General features: G+C 48.4%; 19 protein-coding genes. 2 read left to right on the top strand and 17 right to left on the bottom strand.

Annotation, left to right across the window (positions count from 1 at the left end):
* Positions 1 to 22: 22 nt before the first annotated feature.
* Both Q366_RS12505 and Q366_RS12510 read right to left on the bottom strand, forming a co-directional pair.
* Positions 23 to 733 (bottom strand): hypothetical protein, encoded by a 711-nt coding sequence (locus Q366_RS12505; RefSeq protein ID WP_245619959.1) that lies wholly within the window; start codon positions 731 to 733, stop codon positions 23 to 25.
* The gene (locus tag Q366_RS12510; protein WP_035239408.1) at positions 702 to 1,136 is read right to left on the bottom strand and encodes an iron-sulfur cluster assembly scaffold protein; all 435 of its coding nucleotides are present in this window, start codon (positions 1,134 to 1,136) and stop codon (positions 702 to 704) included. Before Q366_RS12510 ends, Q366_RS12505 begins: the two co-directional genes overlap by 32 nt.
* A 365-nt stretch (positions 1,137 to 1,501) precedes the next feature.
* On the opposite strand from Q366_RS12510, the gene Q366_RS12520 reads away from it, so the two are divergent.
* Complete coding sequence (locus Q366_RS12520; RefSeq protein WP_035239412.1) at positions 1,502 to 1,732, top strand: KH domain-containing protein; 231 nt, start codon at positions 1,502 to 1,504, stop codon at positions 1,730 to 1,732.
* Positions 1,733 to 1,835: 103 nt separating this feature from the next.
* Positions 1,836 to 2,669, top strand: a complete 834-nt coding sequence (locus Q366_RS12525; protein ID WP_035239414.1) for an HAD-IIB family hydrolase — start codon at positions 1,836 to 1,838, stop codon at positions 2,667 to 2,669.
* 17 nt (positions 2,670 to 2,686) lie between these two features.
* Here the strand turns inward: Q366_RS12525 and Q366_RS12530 are convergent, their stop codons facing one another.
* The 15 genes from Q366_RS12530 to Q366_RS12600 form a co-directional block, all read right to left on the bottom strand.
* Positions 2,687 to 4,981 (bottom strand): response regulator, encoded by a 2,295-nt coding sequence (locus tag Q366_RS12530; protein WP_035239415.1) that lies wholly within the window; start codon positions 4,979 to 4,981, stop codon positions 2,687 to 2,689.
* Complete coding sequence (locus Q366_RS12535; RefSeq protein WP_035239418.1) at positions 4,981 to 5,277, bottom strand: MASE3 domain-containing protein; 297 nt, start codon at positions 5,275 to 5,277, stop codon at positions 4,981 to 4,983. The genes Q366_RS12530 and Q366_RS12535 overlap by 1 nt, the downstream gene beginning before the upstream one ends.
* Before the next feature lie 40 nt (positions 5,278 to 5,317).
* Positions 5,318 to 5,983 carry a response regulator gene (locus Q366_RS12540; protein WP_035239420.1) on the bottom strand — a complete coding sequence of 222 codons (666 nt, stop codon included), beginning with the start codon at positions 5,981 to 5,983 and terminating at the stop codon, positions 5,318 to 5,320.
* Positions 5,984 to 6,282: 299 nt separating this feature from the next.
* Entirely contained in the window at positions 6,283 to 6,822 is a 540-nt protein-coding gene (locus Q366_RS12545; protein WP_035239421.1) for a ferritin-like domain-containing protein, read from the bottom strand.
* A gap of 17 nt (positions 6,823 to 6,839) precedes the next feature.
* Positions 6,840 to 7,700: a thiamine pyrophosphate-dependent enzyme gene (locus tag Q366_RS12550; RefSeq protein ID WP_035239422.1), complete on the bottom strand. Its 861-nt coding sequence runs from the start codon at positions 7,698 to 7,700 to the stop codon at positions 6,840 to 6,842.
* Between the two features lies 1 nt (position 7,701).
* A complete protein-coding gene (locus tag Q366_RS12555) occupies positions 7,702 to 9,402 on the bottom strand; it encodes a 2-oxoacid:acceptor oxidoreductase subunit alpha (protein ID WP_035239424.1) in 1,701 nt (566 codons plus the stop codon).
* Between the two features lie 16 nt (positions 9,403 to 9,418).
* Positions 9,419 to 12,112, bottom strand: coding sequence for an aconitate hydratase AcnA (gene acnA, locus Q366_RS12560; protein WP_084691817.1), 2,694 nt, complete (start codon positions 12,110 to 12,112; stop codon positions 9,419 to 9,421).
* A gap of 44 nt (positions 12,113 to 12,156) precedes the next feature.
* On the bottom strand, positions 12,157 to 12,549 hold the full coding sequence (locus Q366_RS12565) for a response regulator (RefSeq protein WP_051958025.1): 393 nt from the start codon (positions 12,547 to 12,549) through the stop codon (positions 12,157 to 12,159).
* Positions 12,550 to 12,883: 334 nt separating this feature from the next.
* Entirely contained in the window at positions 12,884 to 14,542 is a 1,659-nt protein-coding gene (locus tag Q366_RS21575) for a radical SAM family protein (protein WP_035239426.1), read from the bottom strand.
* Between the two features lie 93 nt (positions 14,543 to 14,635).
* A complete protein-coding gene (gene dsrP, locus Q366_RS12575; RefSeq protein WP_035239428.1) occupies positions 14,636 to 15,793 on the bottom strand; it encodes a sulfate reduction electron transfer complex DsrMKJOP subunit DsrP in 1,158 nt (385 codons plus the stop codon).
* A gap of 11 nt (positions 15,794 to 15,804) precedes the next feature.
* Positions 15,805 to 16,629, bottom strand: coding sequence for a sulfate reduction electron transfer complex DsrMKJOP subunit DsrO (dsrO, locus tag Q366_RS12580; protein WP_035239430.1), 825 nt, complete (start codon positions 16,627 to 16,629; stop codon positions 15,805 to 15,807).
* Entirely contained in the window at positions 16,626 to 17,021 is a 396-nt protein-coding gene (gene dsrJ / locus Q366_RS12585; protein WP_035239433.1) for a sulfate reduction electron transfer complex DsrMKJOP subunit DsrJ, read from the bottom strand. Before dsrJ ends, dsrO begins: the two co-directional genes overlap by 4 nt.
* Before the next feature lies 1 nt (position 17,022).
* Positions 17,023 to 18,681, bottom strand: a complete 1,659-nt coding sequence (gene dsrK, locus Q366_RS12590; RefSeq protein WP_035239436.1) for a sulfate reduction electron transfer complex DsrMKJOP subunit DsrK — start codon at positions 18,679 to 18,681, stop codon at positions 17,023 to 17,025.
* A 3-nt stretch (positions 18,682 to 18,684) separates the two neighbouring features.
* A complete protein-coding gene (gene dsrM, locus Q366_RS12595; RefSeq protein ID WP_035239439.1) occupies positions 18,685 to 19,692 on the bottom strand; it encodes a sulfate reduction electron transfer complex DsrMKJOP subunit DsrM in 1,008 nt (335 codons plus the stop codon).
* A 54-nt stretch (positions 19,693 to 19,746) separates the two neighbouring features.
* Positions 19,747 to 20,256: an RsbRD N-terminal domain-containing protein gene (locus tag Q366_RS12600; protein ID WP_035239442.1), complete on the bottom strand. Its 510-nt coding sequence runs from the start codon at positions 20,254 to 20,256 to the stop codon at positions 19,747 to 19,749.
* Positions 20,257 to 20,386 lie beyond the last annotated feature (130 nt).

A 20,386-nucleotide genomic window follows, 5' to 3' on the forward strand; every position in this document is an offset into this window, starting at 1 on the left:
CAGGCCGTTGACGATCAAGTTCCTAAATTCCAACGGGAAGAAAGCTCATGCCAGCCATGTGAACCGCCTGTTTGACAAACCGGTCCCCTCGTTCAGCCATTATCAGGGCCATGGTATCTGATAAAGCAATCAGTTTTCCAAAAATCCGCTCAAAGCTTAAATTAGATATGTCACTCTCCCAGGTGTTGGTGATCAGGCATAATCTGCCAGCAGATGTATATCTGGTTTTCAGGCGCCACACCAGAATTTCTATATTTCTGGCTGAGTTGTAAAAGTTCTGGGCGGTCAGAAAATCTAGCATGAACAGGTCGCATTTGTTGTTATAGGCCATGTGCAGCATGGTGAACAGCCCGTACATGATTGCATACACCCGGTCTTCTTCATAATCTGCTTCAAGGCCTGCCAGCATGGCATTGGTTGATTTTTTGCCTGAAAGAGCAGGCTCCGGAGGCGGGGCAGGGCATTTGAATATGCCTGAAATCCTGGATTCTATAGTTGCACCCGGGGTTTTAGCCAGTTCCCCGGGATTCATTTTGTATAATTTGCGGGTGAGTGTCTTTAAAAGTAATAATGTTTGGTCTATATGAATATCTGATACCATGTCGATATCGGATTTAGCCAGGGTCTCAACGCTGAAATTCGATGAGATACACCCGGCTGGTAAAAATGAAGTGCATACAAGAACAATAAAGGTAAACGATTTAAGAACCGTGTGCCGTTTGAAATTCTTCAAGGCCCTGGTGCATTGTCTTAACAGCCAGTTGAATGCAGTGATGCTTTTTTTCCGGTATACTTTCAAGAACTCTGAAAACATCCCCATCATTAATTTTCAGCGCCTGTTCAACGGTTTTTCCCTTTACAAGATCCACTGTTGCCATTGCCGCAGAGATAGCCCCCGCACATCCGGTGATTTCATATTTGGCATCCTGAACAATCTTGTTTTTATCCACGCTCAAATAGATTTTCATTGTATCACCACAGGAACCAACTTTAAAAGAAATTTGATCCGCATTTTCAATGGAACCCATATGTTTTTTTCCAAGATAATATTCAATAGCCGGTTCCCCATATCCGGCTTCGGACAGCATTTTACGTTCTGAATCCTGTATTGTAATTTCTGTGACCACTTCATACATCCTTAATTTTGTGCCCTTACCAAAAGCAAATATTTTATCGGGCAATGGAATAAAATATTTTTCCCGGTCAATAAATATAATAACCTTTCTAAAATAATGAATTCCCTTTTGATGTCAAGGGGGATAACTATTTTCGTCTTATGGGTTTTACGATTATCCCTGCGATATGGCATGAAAAGTAAAGTTCCGTAAGGCCTGGTCCGGTTTTTTTGCATGAAATTTTCAAAGCACTGCAAATAGGGATTGTGATTATAGCCAGTTATGATATTCTATACGAACTTTTTCGATAGGTTCAGCCCTAAACAGTTAAATGTTGTAGCTTAAATATCTTATTCATTGTCATTTTGGTTAAAGGAGATCCGTTAATGAAAGAGTTGATTACACTTATGGCGAAAGCGCTGGTTGATGATCCTGAACAGGTTGACGTACAAGAAATCAAAGCTCAGCAGACCGTTGTGCTGGAACTGCGGGTGGCCAAGGAAGATCTAGGAAAAGTGATAGGCAGAAAAGGCCGCACAGCCCAGGCCATGCGCACCATTCTTTCCTGTGCCTCTGCAAAGGAACAGAAACGGGTTATTCTGGAGATTGTAGAATAGGGCGGATAAGTTGCCTTATTTGGGAGATTGTCAATGGGCTGATGGGCATTGGATAAATGGAAACAGTCAAGGTTCCCGCGCAGTCCGGTGAAAGGAGGAAAACATGGAAAAACTTTTTTTATGTTGCGATCTGGACCGCACCCTGATCCCAAACGGCGATCAGGCTGAATCTGTGAAAGCCCGTCCGCTTTTTTCCCGGATCGCTCAACAAAACCGACTCATCCTTGCCTATGTCACCGGGCGCAATAAAGCACAGATCCGGGACGCCATAGAAACTTACGATCTTCCGGTACCCGACTATGCTGTAGGGGATGTGGGCGCAACGATTTACCAGCCGGGTAAAAACTGGCACACCCTTTCAGAATGGAGCACGTATATTCAAAACAGCTGGCATCACTCTGGATGGGAGGATATTAAAGAGAGCCTCAATACCTTGACTTTTCTGCTGCTCCAGGAACCGGAACACCAGCACAGGCATAAACTGAGTTATTATACAGACCCTGGCATTGATAAAAACAGCCTGGAAGAGGAAATTTTGAGGCGTTTGTCGCCCTCCGGCGTAAAATCCAACGTGATCTTCAGCCTGGATGAAGAAAAAGGGGTTGCACTGGTGGATATCCTGCCGCAAAAAGCTTCCAAGCGTCATGCGATTGAATTTATTCGCCTTCAGGAAAAATTAAGTACCGATCAGGTTATGTTCGCCGGGGACTCGGGAAATGATCTGGATGCACTGACCGGCGGAATTCGAGCGGTTCTGGTAAAGAATGCAAGTGAAGCTGTACGCAAAGAGGCTGTAAACCAGATGGCCTCACAGCCGAATCCGGACCATCTTTTTTTTGCCAGGGGAGATTTTCTGGGAATGAACGGCAATTACAGTGCCGGTGTTCTGGAAGGGCTTGTGCATTTCTTTCCTGAAACACTGGACTGGATGTCGTAACAACCTGTCGGCCTGAATTATTGGGAAACCGTTACGGCATTTTTAATTGCGGCCACCATTTCAGCAGAAGAGCATCCTTTACTGATAAAATCAACGGCGCCGGCTGAAATCATATCCCGGGCATAATCTTTTTTCTCATACATGGAAAGGGCCAGGATCTTGATGTCCGGATGGGACTGGTAAATACGATGAGTCGCTTCAATTCCATCAATGCAGGGCATGTTGATATCCATCAGGATGACATCAGGGTTGAGTTCTTTGGCCAGTTCAACAATTTCCAGGCCGTCATGGGCCTGGCCCACCACTTTGATACCGGCAGTCTCCTTAAGCGACTGAAATACACCTTTACGGAAAATGGCGTGGTCATCTGCCAGAAGAACCCGGATATCTTTTTTCGAATGTTTCGATTCGCAATTGGCCACACAAAGATTCAGCGAATCTGCCGGCTCGTCATCGGCAGGAACCGGCTCGGCCTCTTTTTCGTAGGGTATAAAAATATTAAACCGGCTGCCATGACCGGGTTTGCTTTGGATTTCAAACTCCCCCCCGATTAAATAAATCCGCTCCTGGATACTGAACAGGCCAAAGCCTTGTTGCATATTATTGAAACCGGAAATTTCAGATAGATCAAAGCCTTTCCCCTCATCCTGCACACAAAGACAGAGTTGACGTTCTCCACTTCTTTTCAGCCGTATCTGTGCTTCGGAGGTTCCGGAATGCTTAACCGAATTAAACAGAAGTTCACGAATCGATTCAAAAACCAACAGGACAATATCCTCGGGAAGGGATACATTATCTATCTCAGATTTAAAAGTCACTCGAAACCCATGGCGTTCCTGCATTCTTGAAGAAAGCCACCTGAGACCGGAAATCAAGCCGCCCCTGTAAAGGGCCGGCGGGCTTAAGTCTGCACTTAAAGAACGGGCCATTTGAATGCAGGTGCCAATGGTTTCTTCAATTTTTTGAGCCATGCCACGCAATTGCGGATCTTCTATTTTTCGCCCAAGGCCGCTCAAGTGAAGTTTGGCAGCCGCCATATACTGCTGAATACCGTCATGCAATACCTTTGCAACCCTTCTTCGTTCTGCCTGTTCCGCCATGGTCAGCTTTCCGGCCAGGGCCCGCAGTTGGGTCGCCCGAAACTGCAGTTCCTGATCCGCTTCTTTGTTACGGATGTCAGCTTTGATGCGCTGTTCAATTTCTTTTTGAAGATGCTCTACGGTCTGGTGCAGGGTCAGGGTCCGTTCGGCAACTTTCTCCTCCAGGAATTCATTGGCCTCCTGGAGTTGTTTTTGAAACTTTTTCCACATGGTAATGTCTCGAAAAATAAGAACGCGCCCAATGACTTCTCCATCTTTATTGGTGACCGGACTGATATCCTCCTCTATGGGAATCCCGGTTCCGTCCCGATGAATCAGCATGCCTTCATCGGGAAGAACCATTGATTGATCTTTGTACGAGAAGTCCGTCCCGGCCTCTTTGCAGGTCGGCTCATCTTCCTCGTTTTTCCGGCAGACCTTGAATATCTGTTCTAATTTTTTTCCCAACGCTTGAGCCCTGGGCCACCCGGTCAGCTTTTCCGCAGCCGGGTTGATAAAGGCAACACACCCGGTTTCGTCCGTGGAGATCACGCCGTCCCCGATATGCGCCAACGTGGTGTTTAGTAACTTAGTTTGGGAAAAAAGCGCGTTAACCGATTCTTTTCTTTCGGTGATATCTTCAAAGATCGTTACAAATTCGCCGTGCTTGACCGAATAGGCGTTGACGGAATACCATTTTTTCAGTGACGTGACATAACTTTCAAACCGGGCCGGTTCTCCTTTAAGGGCAACTTTGCCATAAACATCAATCCAGGCCATTGGATCACTTTCTATATCCGGCAGCAACTGTGTCACTTTTTTTCCGGCTACCTCTTTAAGTCCGGTCAGTTTTTCAAAGGCCTGGTTGGTTTCCAGAAATTCAAAATCAACGGGGTGGCCGTTTTTATCCAGGATCATCCGGTGCCTGGCAAACCCGTCGATCATATTGGAAAACAAAGCCTGGTAGCTTTCTTTGCTGTCGGCAAGACCCTTGTAAAGCAGGCTGTAGGGCTGTGAAAGACCGGTTTCAATCAGTGCTTTGTACAGGCAATAAAAAGATACGATTTTAAAATAATGGCCCAGCATATTGGCGGTACTGTAAACGCCGATATAGGTTGTAAACAGCAATTCAGAAACAATGGTGATAAGGATAGATGCCTGCAGCCAGTTGAAAAGTGTTTTGTCAAACCGGTCCCGGTTGAAATAAAGGGCACTGAGTGCTGAAGCCATCATCAGGCATATGACGTATTAATGATATTGACCCCTTTATAGGTCATGGCATGAACAAGGTCCAGAATACCAACGAAAAGATAGGCTATCCCTATAAAAGGAAAGAACTGCTTTTCCTTGAAAAATTTTCTGGCGTTCCATGTAACCACAAAAATACTGCATGCGGTGACCACCGCAAACATTTCAGCCAGCATATGAAACAACAGGTAATTGTAAAGGGAACTGATGTAAAGGCCGGCCAACACCAGCAATAGCCCTGCTGCGCCGACGACAACCTTTTTTTTGCGGTTCTTTGCCACCGTATGGGTATGTTGATCAATGCGTTGAATAATAAAGAAACTAATTCCCGATCAGATTTTTTTCAATGGCAAAGGATGTCAATTCGGAGACATTGTGCAGATTCAGCTTGTTCATAATGTTGGAGCGATGGCGCTCCACGGTTTTGGGGCTGATACATAAGAATCCGGCCACCTTTTTGCTGGTATATCCTTCGGCTACCAGTTTGAGAACCTCCCGCTCCCGCTGGGTCAGACTGTCCCAGGCTGTTTTGCTTTTAAGTTTCCTGCGACCGTCCAGAAAACCGTCCATGACGGTCCCGGTAATTCCGGGACTGATATAAATTTTTCCGGACAGAACCACATGGATGGCTTTTAACAGCTCATCCTGGGATGAATCCTTCAGGCAGTATCCTGACACGCCGGCATCAAAGCACTCCAGAATAAATTCATCGGAATCGTGAATCGTTAACGCCATGATTCTGGAATCGGGTCTTTGGCGTTTGATCTCTTTGATGGCCGATACGCCGTCCATTTTAGGCATGGACAGATCCATCATGACCAGGTCCGGCGGCTCTTTGAGAGAAAGGGTTGTGTCGATGGCAGAAAGCCCGTCTGCGGCCTGGGCCACTACCTCAAGATCCGGATCCGAATCAATCATCAAACACAGCCCTTCACGCAGCAGGGTATTATCTTCAGCAATGACAATTTTTTTTATTTTTGAACTCATTGAACACCTTGAATTGAACATCTTGAATTTTAAGGATATTGCAACACAGTCAGAATCTCATGCCTGTTAATTACTGATATACCACGCCTGTTTGAATATACCAAATAAAATAATATTATTCAGTGTTAGAACAAAAAATCACCCATCGTGCCTTGCATCTGGGCAACCTTTTGTTCTAACACGGGTTTGAGTTCAGGGGATATTTATCCAAATAAAGAATCCGTGCCTGGCCTTGGAAAAAACGGGGTGGTCTGTGCTATACAACCACCCCGTTGCGTTATCCGGAATATTTATCTTTGTTATGCTTGTTCTCCGGAAACGGCAAATCCGCTGGTTCCAAGACCGGTGGCTGATGAGGTCCCGGCAATTCGGGCCAGGTAAGCGTCCCCTAAATTTTCAATATGGCCGCCGATATTATCAAAATAGTTCAGATGAATCTGCTCTTCATCAATAATGGTTTCAAAAATTTTCATGGTAATGCTGTCGCCGTTTTGCCGACAGACCTCCAGAAAATGGTTGTATGTATCAATGGTGTTATCTTCCAGATTGGTATCAAAGGGGAAAATTTGTTCTATTTTCTGGCCTTTGCTGATTTTGTCGGCCAGTTCGGATGTTGGTTCTCCGCCAAGTTCCTTGATCCGTTCGGCAAACATCTCTGCATGCCGCATCTCGTCAATGGCGATCAGCTTGACTTTTCCTGCCAGTTCCCCAAAGTCCATGTCGTCAAGATTGTAATGCTGGTTCATGTACTGGCTGATGGCCTGAAGCTCCATGGCTCTTGCCTGGTTCAATGCGCGGATCACATTGTCTCTTCTCTCTTCTTTAGTTAAATCTGCCATTGTATTTTCCTTTTTTATTATGACAAAATATATTCTTGTGCCGTTTTTCCCAACCTGTCCGGATCATAAGGCCTGTCAATGAGCGGCCCTTTTTCCAGGGTTTTAATCTGTGAGATAAACTCTTGTTTCTTTTTGGCATACAAAATGCCGACAGGTATCCGGTCCCCTGTTTCGAAGGCCAGTTTCATGGCCTGGTGAAAATCATCCCGGCTGTCGGTATTATCCAATTCATATATCCGTTCTTTGTACCATTGGGCTGTATTGACCCGGTTGAAGGTGACACAGGGTTGAAAAATATCGATCACGCTGAATCCCTTATATTGAACCGCCGCCTGGATAAGACTGCTCAAATGCTGTACATTTCCGGAAAACCCCCGGGCCACAAATCCGGCTCCCATGGTCAGGGCCAGAGCCGGGCCGTTTAAAGGTTCTGCAATCACGCCGTCAGGCTGCATGGGCGTGGTCATGCCCCGGGCCGATGTCGGAGATGCCTGGCCCTTGGTCAGGCCGTAAATTCGGTTGTCATGTACTAAAAGCGTCATATCCGCATTCCGGCGTACCGCATGGATAAAATGGTTGCCGCCTTCACCGTAACAGTCCCCGTCCCCCGAATTGACCACAATATTCAAATCCTGGTTGGCGATCTTTGCCCCCAGCGCCAGGGAGAGTGCCCGCCCATGGATGCCGTGCAGAAAATTGCATTTCATAAAATGGGGTGTTTTGGCAGCCTGGCCGATACCGGAGACGATGAGTAGCTTTTCCGGCGCAATATTGAGTTTGCCAAAGGCATCTTTCATGGCTTCAAGGATACCGAAGTTGCCGCACCCCGGGCACCACTGGTTTTTATAGGCGGATTCATAAAGTTCTTTATCTGACATGTCAGGCAAGCTCCTTTTCTTTGAGTGCATCTTCTATAAAAGCGGCTGTAAACGGCCTGCCGTCATACTTGAGTACATATCCGGAAAAAACGATGTCTGTGTATTCCTTTAAAATCCCGGCAAACTGGGCACCTGCATTCATTTCAACGCAGATATATTGTCTGTCAGGATTATTTTGAAGCACCTTTCCAACAGCAGTCGCAGGAAACGGCCATATATGGGAAAACAGCAGGCAGCCGATATCCAGGCCCTTGTCACGCAAACGTTTTGTGGCCTCTTTTATGGCCCCGGCACTGGACCCCCAGCCGATTAAAATGGTACGTGCTTCCGGATTAACGGCGGCCGGTTCATCCAGTTCATCGATCATGGCGGGCAGTTTGGCATGGCGTTTTTCCATCATGGCGTTGCGAATGTCGATATTTTCGGTAATATGCCCGTCCGGCCGGTGTTCATCACTGGACACCTTGACAAGGGCGTCGCCTCTGCATGGCAAAGCCCTAGGCGATACGCCTGAATCCGTGAAAGCAAACCGTTCGTAATTTTTCGGATCCGGCATGTCTTCATCCGCCACAATAAAGCGTTCCACATGCGTATCAATTGAGAAGGGTTTTTCCAGCATAAACAGGGCATCCATCAGGTATTGGTCAACCAGGATAATGGCAGGTACCTGGTATTTCTCAGACAGGTGAAATGCTTTGCGGGTCTGTTCAAACGCTTGTTCCGGTGTTCCCGGCGCAAATACAAATCTTGGAAAATCATCCTGGGATGCATGGATGGCAAACCGCAGATCTCCCTGGGCAGTTCGTGTGGGAAGTCCGGTAGACGGTCCGGGCCGCATGGCGTTGACAATCACCATGGGGGTTTCGGTCATACCGGCAAGCCCTAGGGCCTCGGTCATCAGACAGAACCCGCCTCCGGAGGTTGCCGTCATGGCCCGTGCTCCGGCAAAGGAGGCGCCAATCACGATGTTTGCCGCTGCAATTTCATCTTCAGCCTGTTCCACCACCAGGTCCAGTCGTTTACTTAGTTCCGTCAAATGCTGCATAATGCCTGTGGCAGGACTCATGGGGTAAAACGCCCCCACCCGGCAGTCAGCGGCAACCGCACCCAGTGCAATGGCCTTGGCACAGGAAATAAGGTTGCCTTTGGGAACGGACGGGTCTGTCAGGGGCTGTTGTTCAAAAGATACATCCGCTACTTTTTCAAATCCCTTTTGGGCCGCATCCAGGTTTTTTTCCAGCAACTCTGGTTTAAGGGTGCTGAAATGGTCTTTGATGACGGACTGAACCGTCCCGAGGTCGGCACCCAAAATCCTGAGTCCTGCCGCCGCAGCCACTGTGTTGACAAACAGCTTTGAGCCAATCTCTTTGGCAAGTTGTTCAAATGCCACGGGCACAACTTGGCCGGTGGTTGAAAAATCCTCATCTGCCAGCACAACACTTTTTTCGGAAAGCGACTGCTTATGGGTCTGCCAGGTGTTTTGATCCAGTGCAATCAGAAGATCAACGGTTTTTTGGGGGGAATAGACCGGTTTATTGCTGATCCGGATTTGGAAAAAGCTGTGCCCTCCTCGAACCCGGGACTCAAAATCGTTGACAGCCATGGCAAAATACCCGGCTTTGCAGCAGGCCTTTGCCAAAAGGGCACCAATGGTCTGGATGCCCTGGCCGGCGGCGCCGCCGATTAGTATGGTTATATCCATTATAAAGTTCTCCTTATCAGGCGTTTTGTATTAATTTTCGCAAAACGTACGGTAAAATGCCGCCGTGTATCATGTACTCGACATCAATATCCGTATCCAGGCGGGCAATGGCCTTAAACGTCACTTCGCTGCCGTCTGCTTTTTGGGCGGTCACCTGCAGTTCCTTGTGCGGGGTTAATTGTGCCATCCCCTTGACGGAAAAAAGTTCAGACCCATCAAGCCCCAGTTCCTGCCACCCGTCGCCGTCAAGGAACTGGAGCGGCAGAACGCCCATACCCACAAGGTTGCTGCGGTGGATACGCTCGTAAGACCGGGCAATGACAGCACGAACACCAAGCAGCGCAGATCCTTTGGCAGCCCAGTCCCTTGAAGACCCGGTGCCGTATTCCTTACCGGCCAGCACGATCAGCGGCACCTGATGCTGCCCGTAGGATTTGGCCACATCAAACACAAACCCGGTTCCTCCCTGGGGAAATTCTTTGGTAAAACTGCCTTCTTTGGGAGTGACCATCTGATTTTTAATTCGGATATTGCCAAAGGTTCCCCGCATCATCACTTCATGGTTTCCCCTTCTGGCGCCGTAGGAATTAAACGAGTCCGCGTCAATACCTTGTTCCTTAAGATAAATCCCGGCAGGGTAATGTTCCGGGATGGCACCGGCCGGTGAAATGTGATCGGTGGTCACAGAATCCCCTAAGGTCATAAGTGCCCGGGCGTCTTCAAAATTTTCGAGGGATTTGGGGGACAGTGAAAAATTCTCAAAATATGGCGGATTGCGAATATAAGTCGATTCCGGGTCCCAGCTAAAGGTGACCGACTGGGTGATGTCGAGCGCTTTCCAGAAATTGTCCCCTTGAAAAATCTGTTCGTATTGATTTTGAAAATCCTCTTTTTTTACATGCCTGTGAACCAGATCTTCTATTTCGTCGTCCCCGGGCCAGATCTCCTTGAGGTAGACCGGCTCGCCATTGGGATCCAGGGCCACAGGCTCTTTCTCCAGATTCACATCCACCCGACCGCAGAGGGCAAAGGCCACCACCAGCATGGGTGATGCCAGAAAATTTGCCTTGGTCAACTGGTGGATACGGGCTTCAAAATTGCGGTTCCCGGACAGAACCGCAGCCACGGCCAGATCCTTTTCTTTTATCTGTTTTTCAATTTCCGGATGTAACGGCCCGCTGTTACCAATACAGGTGGTGCATCCAAAGGCTGCTACATGGAACCCCAAGCTTTCTAAGTAAGGCATCAGGCCAGCATCGGATAGATAATCCACGACCACCTTGGACCCCGGTGCAAATGAGGTCTTGACATGGGGTTTGGGAAATATGCCTTTTTTTACGGCATTTCTGGCGAGTAATCCTGCACCCAGAAGCACGTAAGGATTGGACGTATTTGTACACGATGTGATGGCGGCAATCACCACGCTGCCGTTTCCGATTTGCGCCGGGGTATCGTTAAGGCGGATATTAATCTGTTTATTTTCAGGGGCTGTCGCATCCAAAAGACCTGAAAAATTGGTTTTAAGATCGCCGAGCTTTACCAGGTCCTGGGGCCTTGCCGGTCCTGCAAGGCAGGGAACGATCTCCGTCAGATCAATTTTGAGGGAGTCGCTGAATTCAGGTATATCACCATCATTGCGAAACAGGCCGCAGGCTTTAGCCCAGGCCTCGACGACTTCTCCTTGTTCCCCCCGGTTGGTTATCCTGAAATAGTCGATGGTTTGTTCATCTATGGGAAAAAACCCCATGGTCGCCCCGTATTCCGGCGACATATTGGCTATTGTGGCCCGATCTGGCACTTTAAGGTTTTTTAGCCCGGAACCGTAAAATTCCACAAATTTTTCCACCACGTTCATTTGCCGTAAGCGGTTGGTGACGGTCAATACCATATCCGTGGCCGTGACCCCGGGATTGAGCCTTCCGGTCAACTCCACGCCAATCACCTGTGGTAGCGGCATAAAGTATGGTTGACCCAGCATAACGGCTTCGGCTTCAATCCCCCCAACCCCCCAACCCAGCACACCAATGCTGTTTATCATGGGGGTGTGGGAATCGGTTCCCACCAGGGTATCAGCAAACAGCAGATCATGGGTCTGGGTCTTTTCCCGCATGGCGCATCTTCCCAGATACTCCAGGTTAACCTGATGGCAGATCCCGGAGTTGGGCGGGACCACCCGGAAATTATCAAAGCTTTTTTGTGCCCATTTTAAAAGGCGATAGCGCTCCCCGTTGCGTTCATACTCCTTGGCTACATTCTTTTGCCGGCATGCCTGGGTGCCGTTAAAATCGACCTGTACGGAATGATCCACAATCAACTCCACCGGAATCAAGGGATTGACCAGTGCCGGGTCCTTTCCTGCCGCAGCCATGGCATCTCGCATGGCTGCCAAATCCACCACCGCAGGTACACCAGTAAAATCCTGCATCAGCACCCGTGCCGGATAAAATGGAATTTCAACGGAATCATCATAGCTTGGCTGCCATTGGGCCGCGGCCAGGACATCTTTGGCCTTTGCCTCGCCACTCGCCACTTTTCTTAAAAGGTTTTCCACCAATACCCGTATGGAAAACGGTAACCGGGCAAGCGGAATCCCGGCTTTTGATTCCAAAAAATTGAGGTTATAAAATGAACAGGTTTGATCTTTGATCCTTATTTCATCCATAAAATCCGATGTATTAAAGGTTTCGGGGTTGCCGTTTTTAATTCCCATTGTCTTTTCTCCTTATCTGGTTGTACGGATTTTTAGCCTGACGTTCATTCCTTTTCGCCTTTGTGACCGCAACTGCGTATGGCACAAATCAATTGGTCAGGGGAATCGCTTTTACTTAAATACGCCGTTGCACCAGCCTTGTGCATGGCCCTGGCAAGATCCGGATCCTCGTGCATGGAAAATCCAATGACACAAATATCCGGCTGGTTATCCAAAATCTGCTCGGTCACCTGAATGCCATGCATTTCCCCTAGGTCGATATCCATAATGATGACATCCGGGGCAAGGGTTTGTGCATATTTTATGGCCTGTTTTCCATCTTCTGCTTCTTCTATGATCAAAAAATCAGGCTCCATCTGTAAAATAACCTTGAGTCCGTCTCGCAAAGCCTTGTGGTCATCAACAATTAAAATTTTAATTTGTTTTTTTTTTGTCACAAAAGCCCCTTTGTAAATCTTTTTTGCATGGTTATCCTTGTTTTATTGGTGGCTTAAAGAAATAGCTTGAGCTTCATGGAATCCAGTAACTATACGTTTGCTGTAAATTTTATAAAAAACTAGCGACAAGATACAGGAAACAAGAGGGAAAAGCGCCTGGGGCGCCCCTTTTAGCCCGCATTGTTGGTGTCTTTAGTTTTATTATCCGTTGTGGGCTTGCGGCCCATGGGATTATAGCGAATTTAACACCTCAAAGAATCGTCGAACAATGGGGGAAATACTGCATTTCAGATAGCGGATATATGCATTTAAAAAAACGGTAAGTTGGATAACCTTATTTTTTTGAGCATTGGCCTAAAGCCGCGGGAATAAACCGGTCCTTTTCCGGGTGAAAAATGCCAGGACAACCCTGGATAAACTGGTCTACCTGCTTTGTAAGCCCTTTGTGAACCAGGCTTAGGGCATGATACCGGAACAGCAGCCATGGATCGGTGTCCGGACTTTCAAGCCTTTGGGCAATGGGCAACATTGGGTCCGTATCCTGAAATAGCGCTGCAAGGTCCGTATATTCCTGCAGGGTCAACTGCCGGATAATTCGGCAGTTTATGGGCTGCTCCTGAATATAGGCATGAATGGCGGCAAGGAAAAAAGAGATACTGCACGTCATCGCCTGTGCAACGATATCTTTTCTTGTAAACCGAACGTGGTCAAGGATTTCGTTTTTCAGGGCAGTCTGCTTTTGGGGGCAAAGGTCATGGAACCGGATGGTGTTCAGATACCTGTTTTTTATCCGTTTGACCACCGAAGGGGTCAGGTGCTTTCTTTTGCGCCGTGCCTTGTCCGAAAACACATCAAAATATTCCCTGATGCTTCTCATGCCCGGCGGGGTCAGTTCATCCCGGCCATTGTCAAAAAGGATATTTTCCACCTGAACATCAAGAAGGGCAGGTAAAATGGAAACCCCCTGTTCGGTGACCACTTCAAGGGGTTTGAAATAATCCACTAAAAGGGCAGGGCGGCCTATTTTTTTTCTGGGGATGAACGCACTTTGGGCCGTGATCCTGATTTTTTTATGGCCAAAGGGGTGCAGTGCACTGGTAAATGCCGGGATCACGGCAAAACATCCGTCCGGGGAGATTTCAGTGCCGTAGCTGTCTGTAATGGAGGGCTTGACCGTGGAAAAGTCTTCATCCAGACCCGCTGGAATTAAAAGATCGGCAGTGGCATGTTGTTTGGTAAAAGGCTGTTCCATCTGCATTTCAAGAAGGCTGATTTTGTCCCGGTTGCGGTTGGTCAGGCTGACAGACATGGGGATGCCAGCCGTTATCAGCGCTTTTGCAAGTTCTCCCTTTCCATTTGGTATTTTTGTCAGCAGGCTGAACCGGCAGGGCCCTTCAAGGCGGTTAAGCACATGGGTGATGTCATGGGGCAAATCACACCAGTCAAGAGGGTCTGATCCGCCGTAAAGGGCCAGGTCCCTGTTTCCCTGTTCCAGAAAATTTTGAATAAAAGTATTCACCGCGTCAAAGCTGAAATGACGCCTGACTTTTGGAAGCGCCCATTCATTGCAGCGTCGGCAGAAATTGGAACAGCCCGACGTCATCTGGAAGGTAATGGCTTCACTGAATACATAAGGGTGCTGCCAGGGGAGAAGGTTCAGGCAATTTTTCCACGCGTCATATCCCATGTGGCCGGGTTCAGCTCGACGTACTTTTTCTGCCAGCAGACGTCGAAGATGTTTTATCTGTCTTTTCAGGTCAGGGTTTGTGTCAAGCTGGTGCTTGTGCCGGATAAGTGCGGTCTGGGCCTGGCGCAGATACTTTTCATCTGTTTCTCCAAGTTCCGGATTTTTGGCTATTTCTGCGGCATGATCGAGCAGTACTTTAAGCTGGCCTGTGTTTTGGGAGAAAAGGGCAGCCAGGATTCTGTTTTTCAGTTTTTCCACAGGGGCATCCGATGTAACAATGAGGTTTTGAAAAACAGATAAACCCAAAGGTGTTTCCTTTACAAATAAAAAGGGGGGGCTTTTATGAAAAAGTCCCCCCTTATGATATTCAGTTAAATATTACAGATAAACGTTTTTAAGCTATCCGCGAACCTCTTCTTTAACCGTGGTGGCAAGTTTGTACAGGATGGTCAGTACAAAAAGGCCGGCACCGTATACACCCAGGGCAATGATCCCTTCCTGGAGGGTAGGGGCATATTCGGTCACATGGTGTAACGGAGAGGGGACAAACCCTCCGGCGATCATGCCAAGGGCCTTGTCAATCCAGGCACCGAAAAAGATCATGGCACAGGTGACAGGCAACAGGGCATGATTGTTTCTCAGTTTGGGAATCAACAGGAAAATGGCGCCTAACCCCATGAGACCGAGGGAACTCCACATCCAGGGCACCATCATGTTGTGTCCGTGCAGACCGAACAGCAGGTACTGGGTATGGGCCAGATGGCTGGGGATACCGGAGTAGTAAACCACGAAACATTCACATGCAAAGAAGAACAGGTTGGCGATAATGGCGTAGCAGACAATTTTTGACAAGGTCTGCATGGCTTCCCAGCCCGGATCAAACTTGGTGAATTTTCTGATGATGTAGCAAAGGATAATCAGGAACGCAGGACCTGCCGCAAAGGCAGATGCCAGGAATCTGGGGGCCAGGATGGCCGTCAGCCAGAAACCGCGTCCGGGTAGACCGCAGTACAGGTAAGCGGTTACCGTATGGATGCCGATGGCAAAGGGGATGGATACCAAAACAAGGGGTTTGGTCCACCACACGGGTTCCACCTGATTTCTTTCCGCTTCAAGCACCTTCCAGCCCACAACAATGTTCAAAAACAGATACCCGTTAAGAACAATCATGTCATAAAAAAGCATGGAGTGGGGGGTGGGGTACAAGAGTACGTTCAACATGCGGGTGGGTTGCCCTAAATCCACGACGATGAACAACAGGCACATAATCAGGCAGGCAACCGCCAGGAATTCACCTAAAATGGTGATCCGGTGGAACCGTTCATAATCATGTAGATAATAGGGGATGACCACCATAACACCACCTGCGGCAACACCCACAAGAAAGGTGAAGTTGGCAATATAAAATCCCCAGGAGACGTCCCGGCTCATTCCTGTAATCATCAGACCGTTCAGGAACTGATCAACGTAGGCAATGGCGCCTGCGCCGATGACAGCGAGCAAAAGGACGATCCACAACCAATATTTTTTACTTCCTTTAAAAGCTATCTCAAGCATAGTCGCCTCTCTTAAACGATGTAGTAAACACTGGGTTCGGTACCCAGGGATTGTTTACGTCTGATTGTATAATGTTCGGCCAGGAGATGTCTGATTTTAGATTCAGGATCTTCCAGGTCTCCGACAACGATGGCGCCTTCGCTTGCTTCCACACAATGGGGCTGCTCACCTTTGGCCAGACGTTCGGCGCACAGGTTGCATTTTTCAACTACACCCTTGGTACGGGTGGGAAAACCCGGGGCTGTCTCTTCAATGAAGGGCCTCGGATCCATGAAGTTGAAATTTCTGGAACCGTAGGGACAGGCTGCCATGCAGAAGCGGCAGCCGATGCAGCGGTGGTAGTCCATGATGACGATGCCGTCTTCCCGCTTGAAGGTCGCCTGGGTGGGGCATGCCTGGACACAGGGCGCATTTTTGCAATGGTTGCAGGTCACAAGAAAGGGAAGATCATGGAATTTTTCAGCTAAAAATTCATCTTCCTTATCCGGAAAGGCATAGTGGAAATGTTCAGGCCAGATCCATTTAATTTCCTGTCCATCCCTGATCGTGCGGGCATGAGGATACTTTTCCGGGTCCGGAGTAATGGTGAAATCCGGTACGTTGTGGGCCTTGTGACAGGCTTTGTTGACAGCTTCAGCAACTTCTTCGGTCAACTTGGAGGTGTCAATAACCATACCCCAGCGTTTAGCATGAAGGGATTCTTCATTTTTTGTGATTTCAGGCCCGGCATTGCCGTGGGATTCTGATGCGGCAAGATTCATTACCGGAGCAGCACCCATTCCAATGGCAGCAATACCCGCTACTTTAAGAAAGCTTCTTCTGCTCTTTATCATCATTTGATCTCCTTGGGGTTGGTGTGACAATCCCAGCAATAGGGGCTCACAGAGGCATAGTTGTGGCAGCTGTCACAGAATTTCGCTTTATCTTCATGGCATCCCAGGCAGGAGTTTTCACCTGTGGAGAGGCTCATGTTAAAGGTTTGGCCGTTGGTTCCGGTGTATTTGCGGTCCCCAAGGCGCACCACAGAGTTCCGCCACACATCCAGCAGGTACATATGTTCTGCACGCATGTTATATTTGTCCAGAACACATTTCTTGGCTGTTGCGGCCTTTCCCAAAAGTTCTGGTTTAGGTGCTGCCTGTGTGGTTGTGATCAGGTTGAACCAGAACGGAGAAAGAACGGCGAGTACAAATACTGCAAGTCCTGCCATAATCGTGTTTTTACTCATCTTATTCCTCCTCTACCCCGGGCAGGGGTTCCATTCTCAGATCCTCGGTTCTTTCCTTTTCACCCGGCAGAATCAACGCATTGCCCACAAGTTCGTGAACACCGGCCACCTCGCATTCAGGAACCCAGTATTCGCACAGGGTGGAGAGGGCGGCGCGGTCGATGGCACAGATGGTTCCAAGGGTGTTAACCCCGAATTTTTCATGGACATATTTCAGTGCATTGGCCCGGGGCAGTGCCCCTGCCATTCTCAATTCCATGTTTTCACCGGCATTGAGCCCGGCACCGGAACCGCAGCAAAAAGTCTGCTCGCGGATGGTGTTGGGCGGCATTTCATAGAACTGATCCACGCAGGCTTTAATGACATACCGGGGTTCTTCCAGAAGCCCCATGCCCCTGGCAGGGTTGCAGGAATCATGGAAGGTCATGATGCGGTTGGCATTGCGGCTCTTGTCAAGTTCGAGCTTGCCGTGCTTGATCAGATCTGCGGTGAACTCGGTGATATGCACCATCTTGGTGGAGGCGGCATTATCAAACCGGGTACCGGTGATGGGGTTCACAGGAACTTCCATAAAGTCGGCAGGGCCGTTCATGGTGTCCATGTACTGGTGGATAACCCGCCACATGTGACCGCACTCACCGCCCAGGATCCATTTAACGCCGAGACGTCTGGCTTCGGCGTACATTTTGGCGTTGAGGCGTTTCATGGTTTCATGGGAGGTAAAGAAACCAAAGTTGCCGCCTTCGGACGCATAGGTGGACCAGGTAACATCCAGTCCGTATTTTTCCTTGAGGTACTTGAACAGGATCAGATACCCCTGACAGGTGTAAGTGCCGGGATCGGCAAATACGTCGCCGGAGGGGGTAACAAAGAGAATGTCCGCCCCTTTTTTCTGGTACTGCGGGGCACAATTCACGCCGGTGATCTCTTCAATGTCTTCAACAAAGAAATCAAGCATGTCCTTGAAGGCATGGGGCTGAATGCCCAAGTGGTTACCGGTCTGGTAGCAGTTGGAAACAGGCGTTGCAATCCAGTCGATGTTTAATCCGATCAGATTGAGCAGCTCACGGCCCATGATGGTGATTTCAGCCGTATCAATGCCGTAGGGACAAAACACTGAACAGCGGCGGCATTCAGTACATTGGAAAAAGTAGTACCACATCTCTTTAAGTGCATCCAGGGTCAGATCCCTGGCGCCTAAAAGACGCTGGCCCCCTGGGAGCTTTTTCAGGATCTTGCCGGCCAGGGTGAAGTCGTTACGGTAAATGGACCGCAGCAATTCAGCCCGCAATACCGGCATGTTCTTGGGATCGCCGGTCCCTAAAAAGAAATGGCATTTATCTGCACAGGCTCCGCAACGTACGCATACGTCCATGAAAATTTTAAAGGTACGAAAGCGCTCCAGCCGCTCCTTGATTCCGTTGTGAAGAATTTCCTGCCAGTTCTCCGGCAGCTTCCAGTCTTCGTCCGTGGGATTCCATGCCCTGGCATTGGGAAGGCCCAAGGTCTCCACACTTTCCGGTTTGGCCGCATAGCAGTACATGCCCGGCCGGATCTGAACGGATTTTGTGGTGTCCAGCCAGTTGCGGGGCTCGGAGCTAGACCGGGGACGATAGTCAATTTTGTCTAATGCTTCATCCGGTGTAAGTTCGTCAGCCATCTATCACTCCTTTTTATCCACCGGCAGGCCGGCTTCAATCATTTTGTCTCTGAAGTGGTCCTCATACTGTTCATACGTATGGATGGGCACATCATAGTTCCAGGGGTTAACATGCCGTTTGGCCCGGGTGTTGTTCGCCATGTTCCGGGTGGGGCTTAAGAATATGCCGCCCATGTGCATCAGCTTGCTCATTGGAAAATAAGCAAACAGAATGCTCACAAGGAAAAGATGGCCGTAGAACAGTCCGCCGACTTCTTCAGGGATGTGGGGATGGAAGGTAGCCAGTCCCATGGTCAGTTCCTTGATGCCGATGATATCCACCTTGGTGAAATAGCGCATGGCAATACCGGTGATGGCAATGCCGATGATCAAAAACAAGGGGAAATAATCAGCAGCCTGGGAGATGTAGCTGACTTTTGCATCTAACACTCTGCGGCTTAAAAGAAAGAGCGCTGCCAGTAAAAGCACCGGCCCGGAAATGAACAGCCCGGGAAGACCAACCTGAACAATGCCGTCCAGGTATTCTATAAGCTGGATACACCCGGGAACTGGCGCAGTGAAAAATCTTAAGTGCCTGAGAAGAACCACCAGGAATGCGTAATGGAATGCAAGCGCGCCTACCCAAAGAAAAATTTCCCAGGAATAGGAGAGTCTGTTGGACGCATGCCGGTTAAATGCCGCTTTTGTATTTCTGAACAATGACCTGAAAGCAAATATTTCCAGGAGCATTCTTACAAAAACGCCGGCAGATGTGTTCGGGTTGTCAATGGTGTTCTGTTTAATCCATGGCAAAGATTTCTGCTGGCCGCAGGTTGTCGGAATCCTGAACGGCACAGCAGACGCTGCCCACCCCTTGACCTTAATTACAAAGCCAATCAGGAATGCGGCGACTGCCAGATACGGAATCAGTACACCAAAGACGACCTGAAGCCCGAGTCCCTCAACCCCTGTATAAGCCAACAGGAAGAGCAGAAAGACAGCAGTAAGGGGGATCAAGTACCTTTGATTCATGTTATAACCACCTCATTATTTTATGTATGGCCCGCCAATATCGCGCCATACATGTTAAGATTTTTTGGAGCCTAAGAGGTCGCCCTCTGACAGCTCCGCTACTAAACCTGCCCTTTCAAAGGCGTGATGGATGCGTCGTTTGCTTTCCGTTGCCTTTAAAAGGAAAATATCCTCTCTACATTTCATGTACCGGTTAAAAGCGGCCAGGGCAATTTCATCTACCAGGCGATAAAACTTGATTATATCTGCCTTTTCAATGACGCTTTCACCGATTTCCTTTAATGCAAATACAAAACTTACGGCATCTGCAGGGTTAAATGCCTGAACGGCGCGGATCCGAATGACTGGATCCAGGGCTTTTTCAAGACCTTCCCTGCCGAAACTTTCTGTAACAAGAGTTAAAACATCTTCAAGGGATTCCCGGGTGACAGCGCCCACAGGATTGTCAAAACGATCGGATTTTTTGCCTAAAACCCTTGCAGATTCTTCAGGATAGGTATTGATGGTGGCATGAAACCAGCTTTCCAGAAGTTGATTACGGTTTTTTTTTATGGTCTGTTTCAATGTGTATTAATCTTTATTTATAAAATGTCAACGGGTTAATTTGCGCAATTGTTAGAAGGATATAAACTTCCCCCAATTTTATGTCAAGGGTAAACCTGCTTTGATTTCCGAATGAAAGTTGCCGTGTTTA

The sequence above is a fragment of the Desulfobacter vibrioformis DSM 8776 genome (assembly GCF_000745975.1).
GTDB classification, from domain to species: Bacteria; Desulfobacterota; Desulfobacteria; order Desulfobacterales; family Desulfobacteraceae; genus Desulfobacter; species Desulfobacter vibrioformis.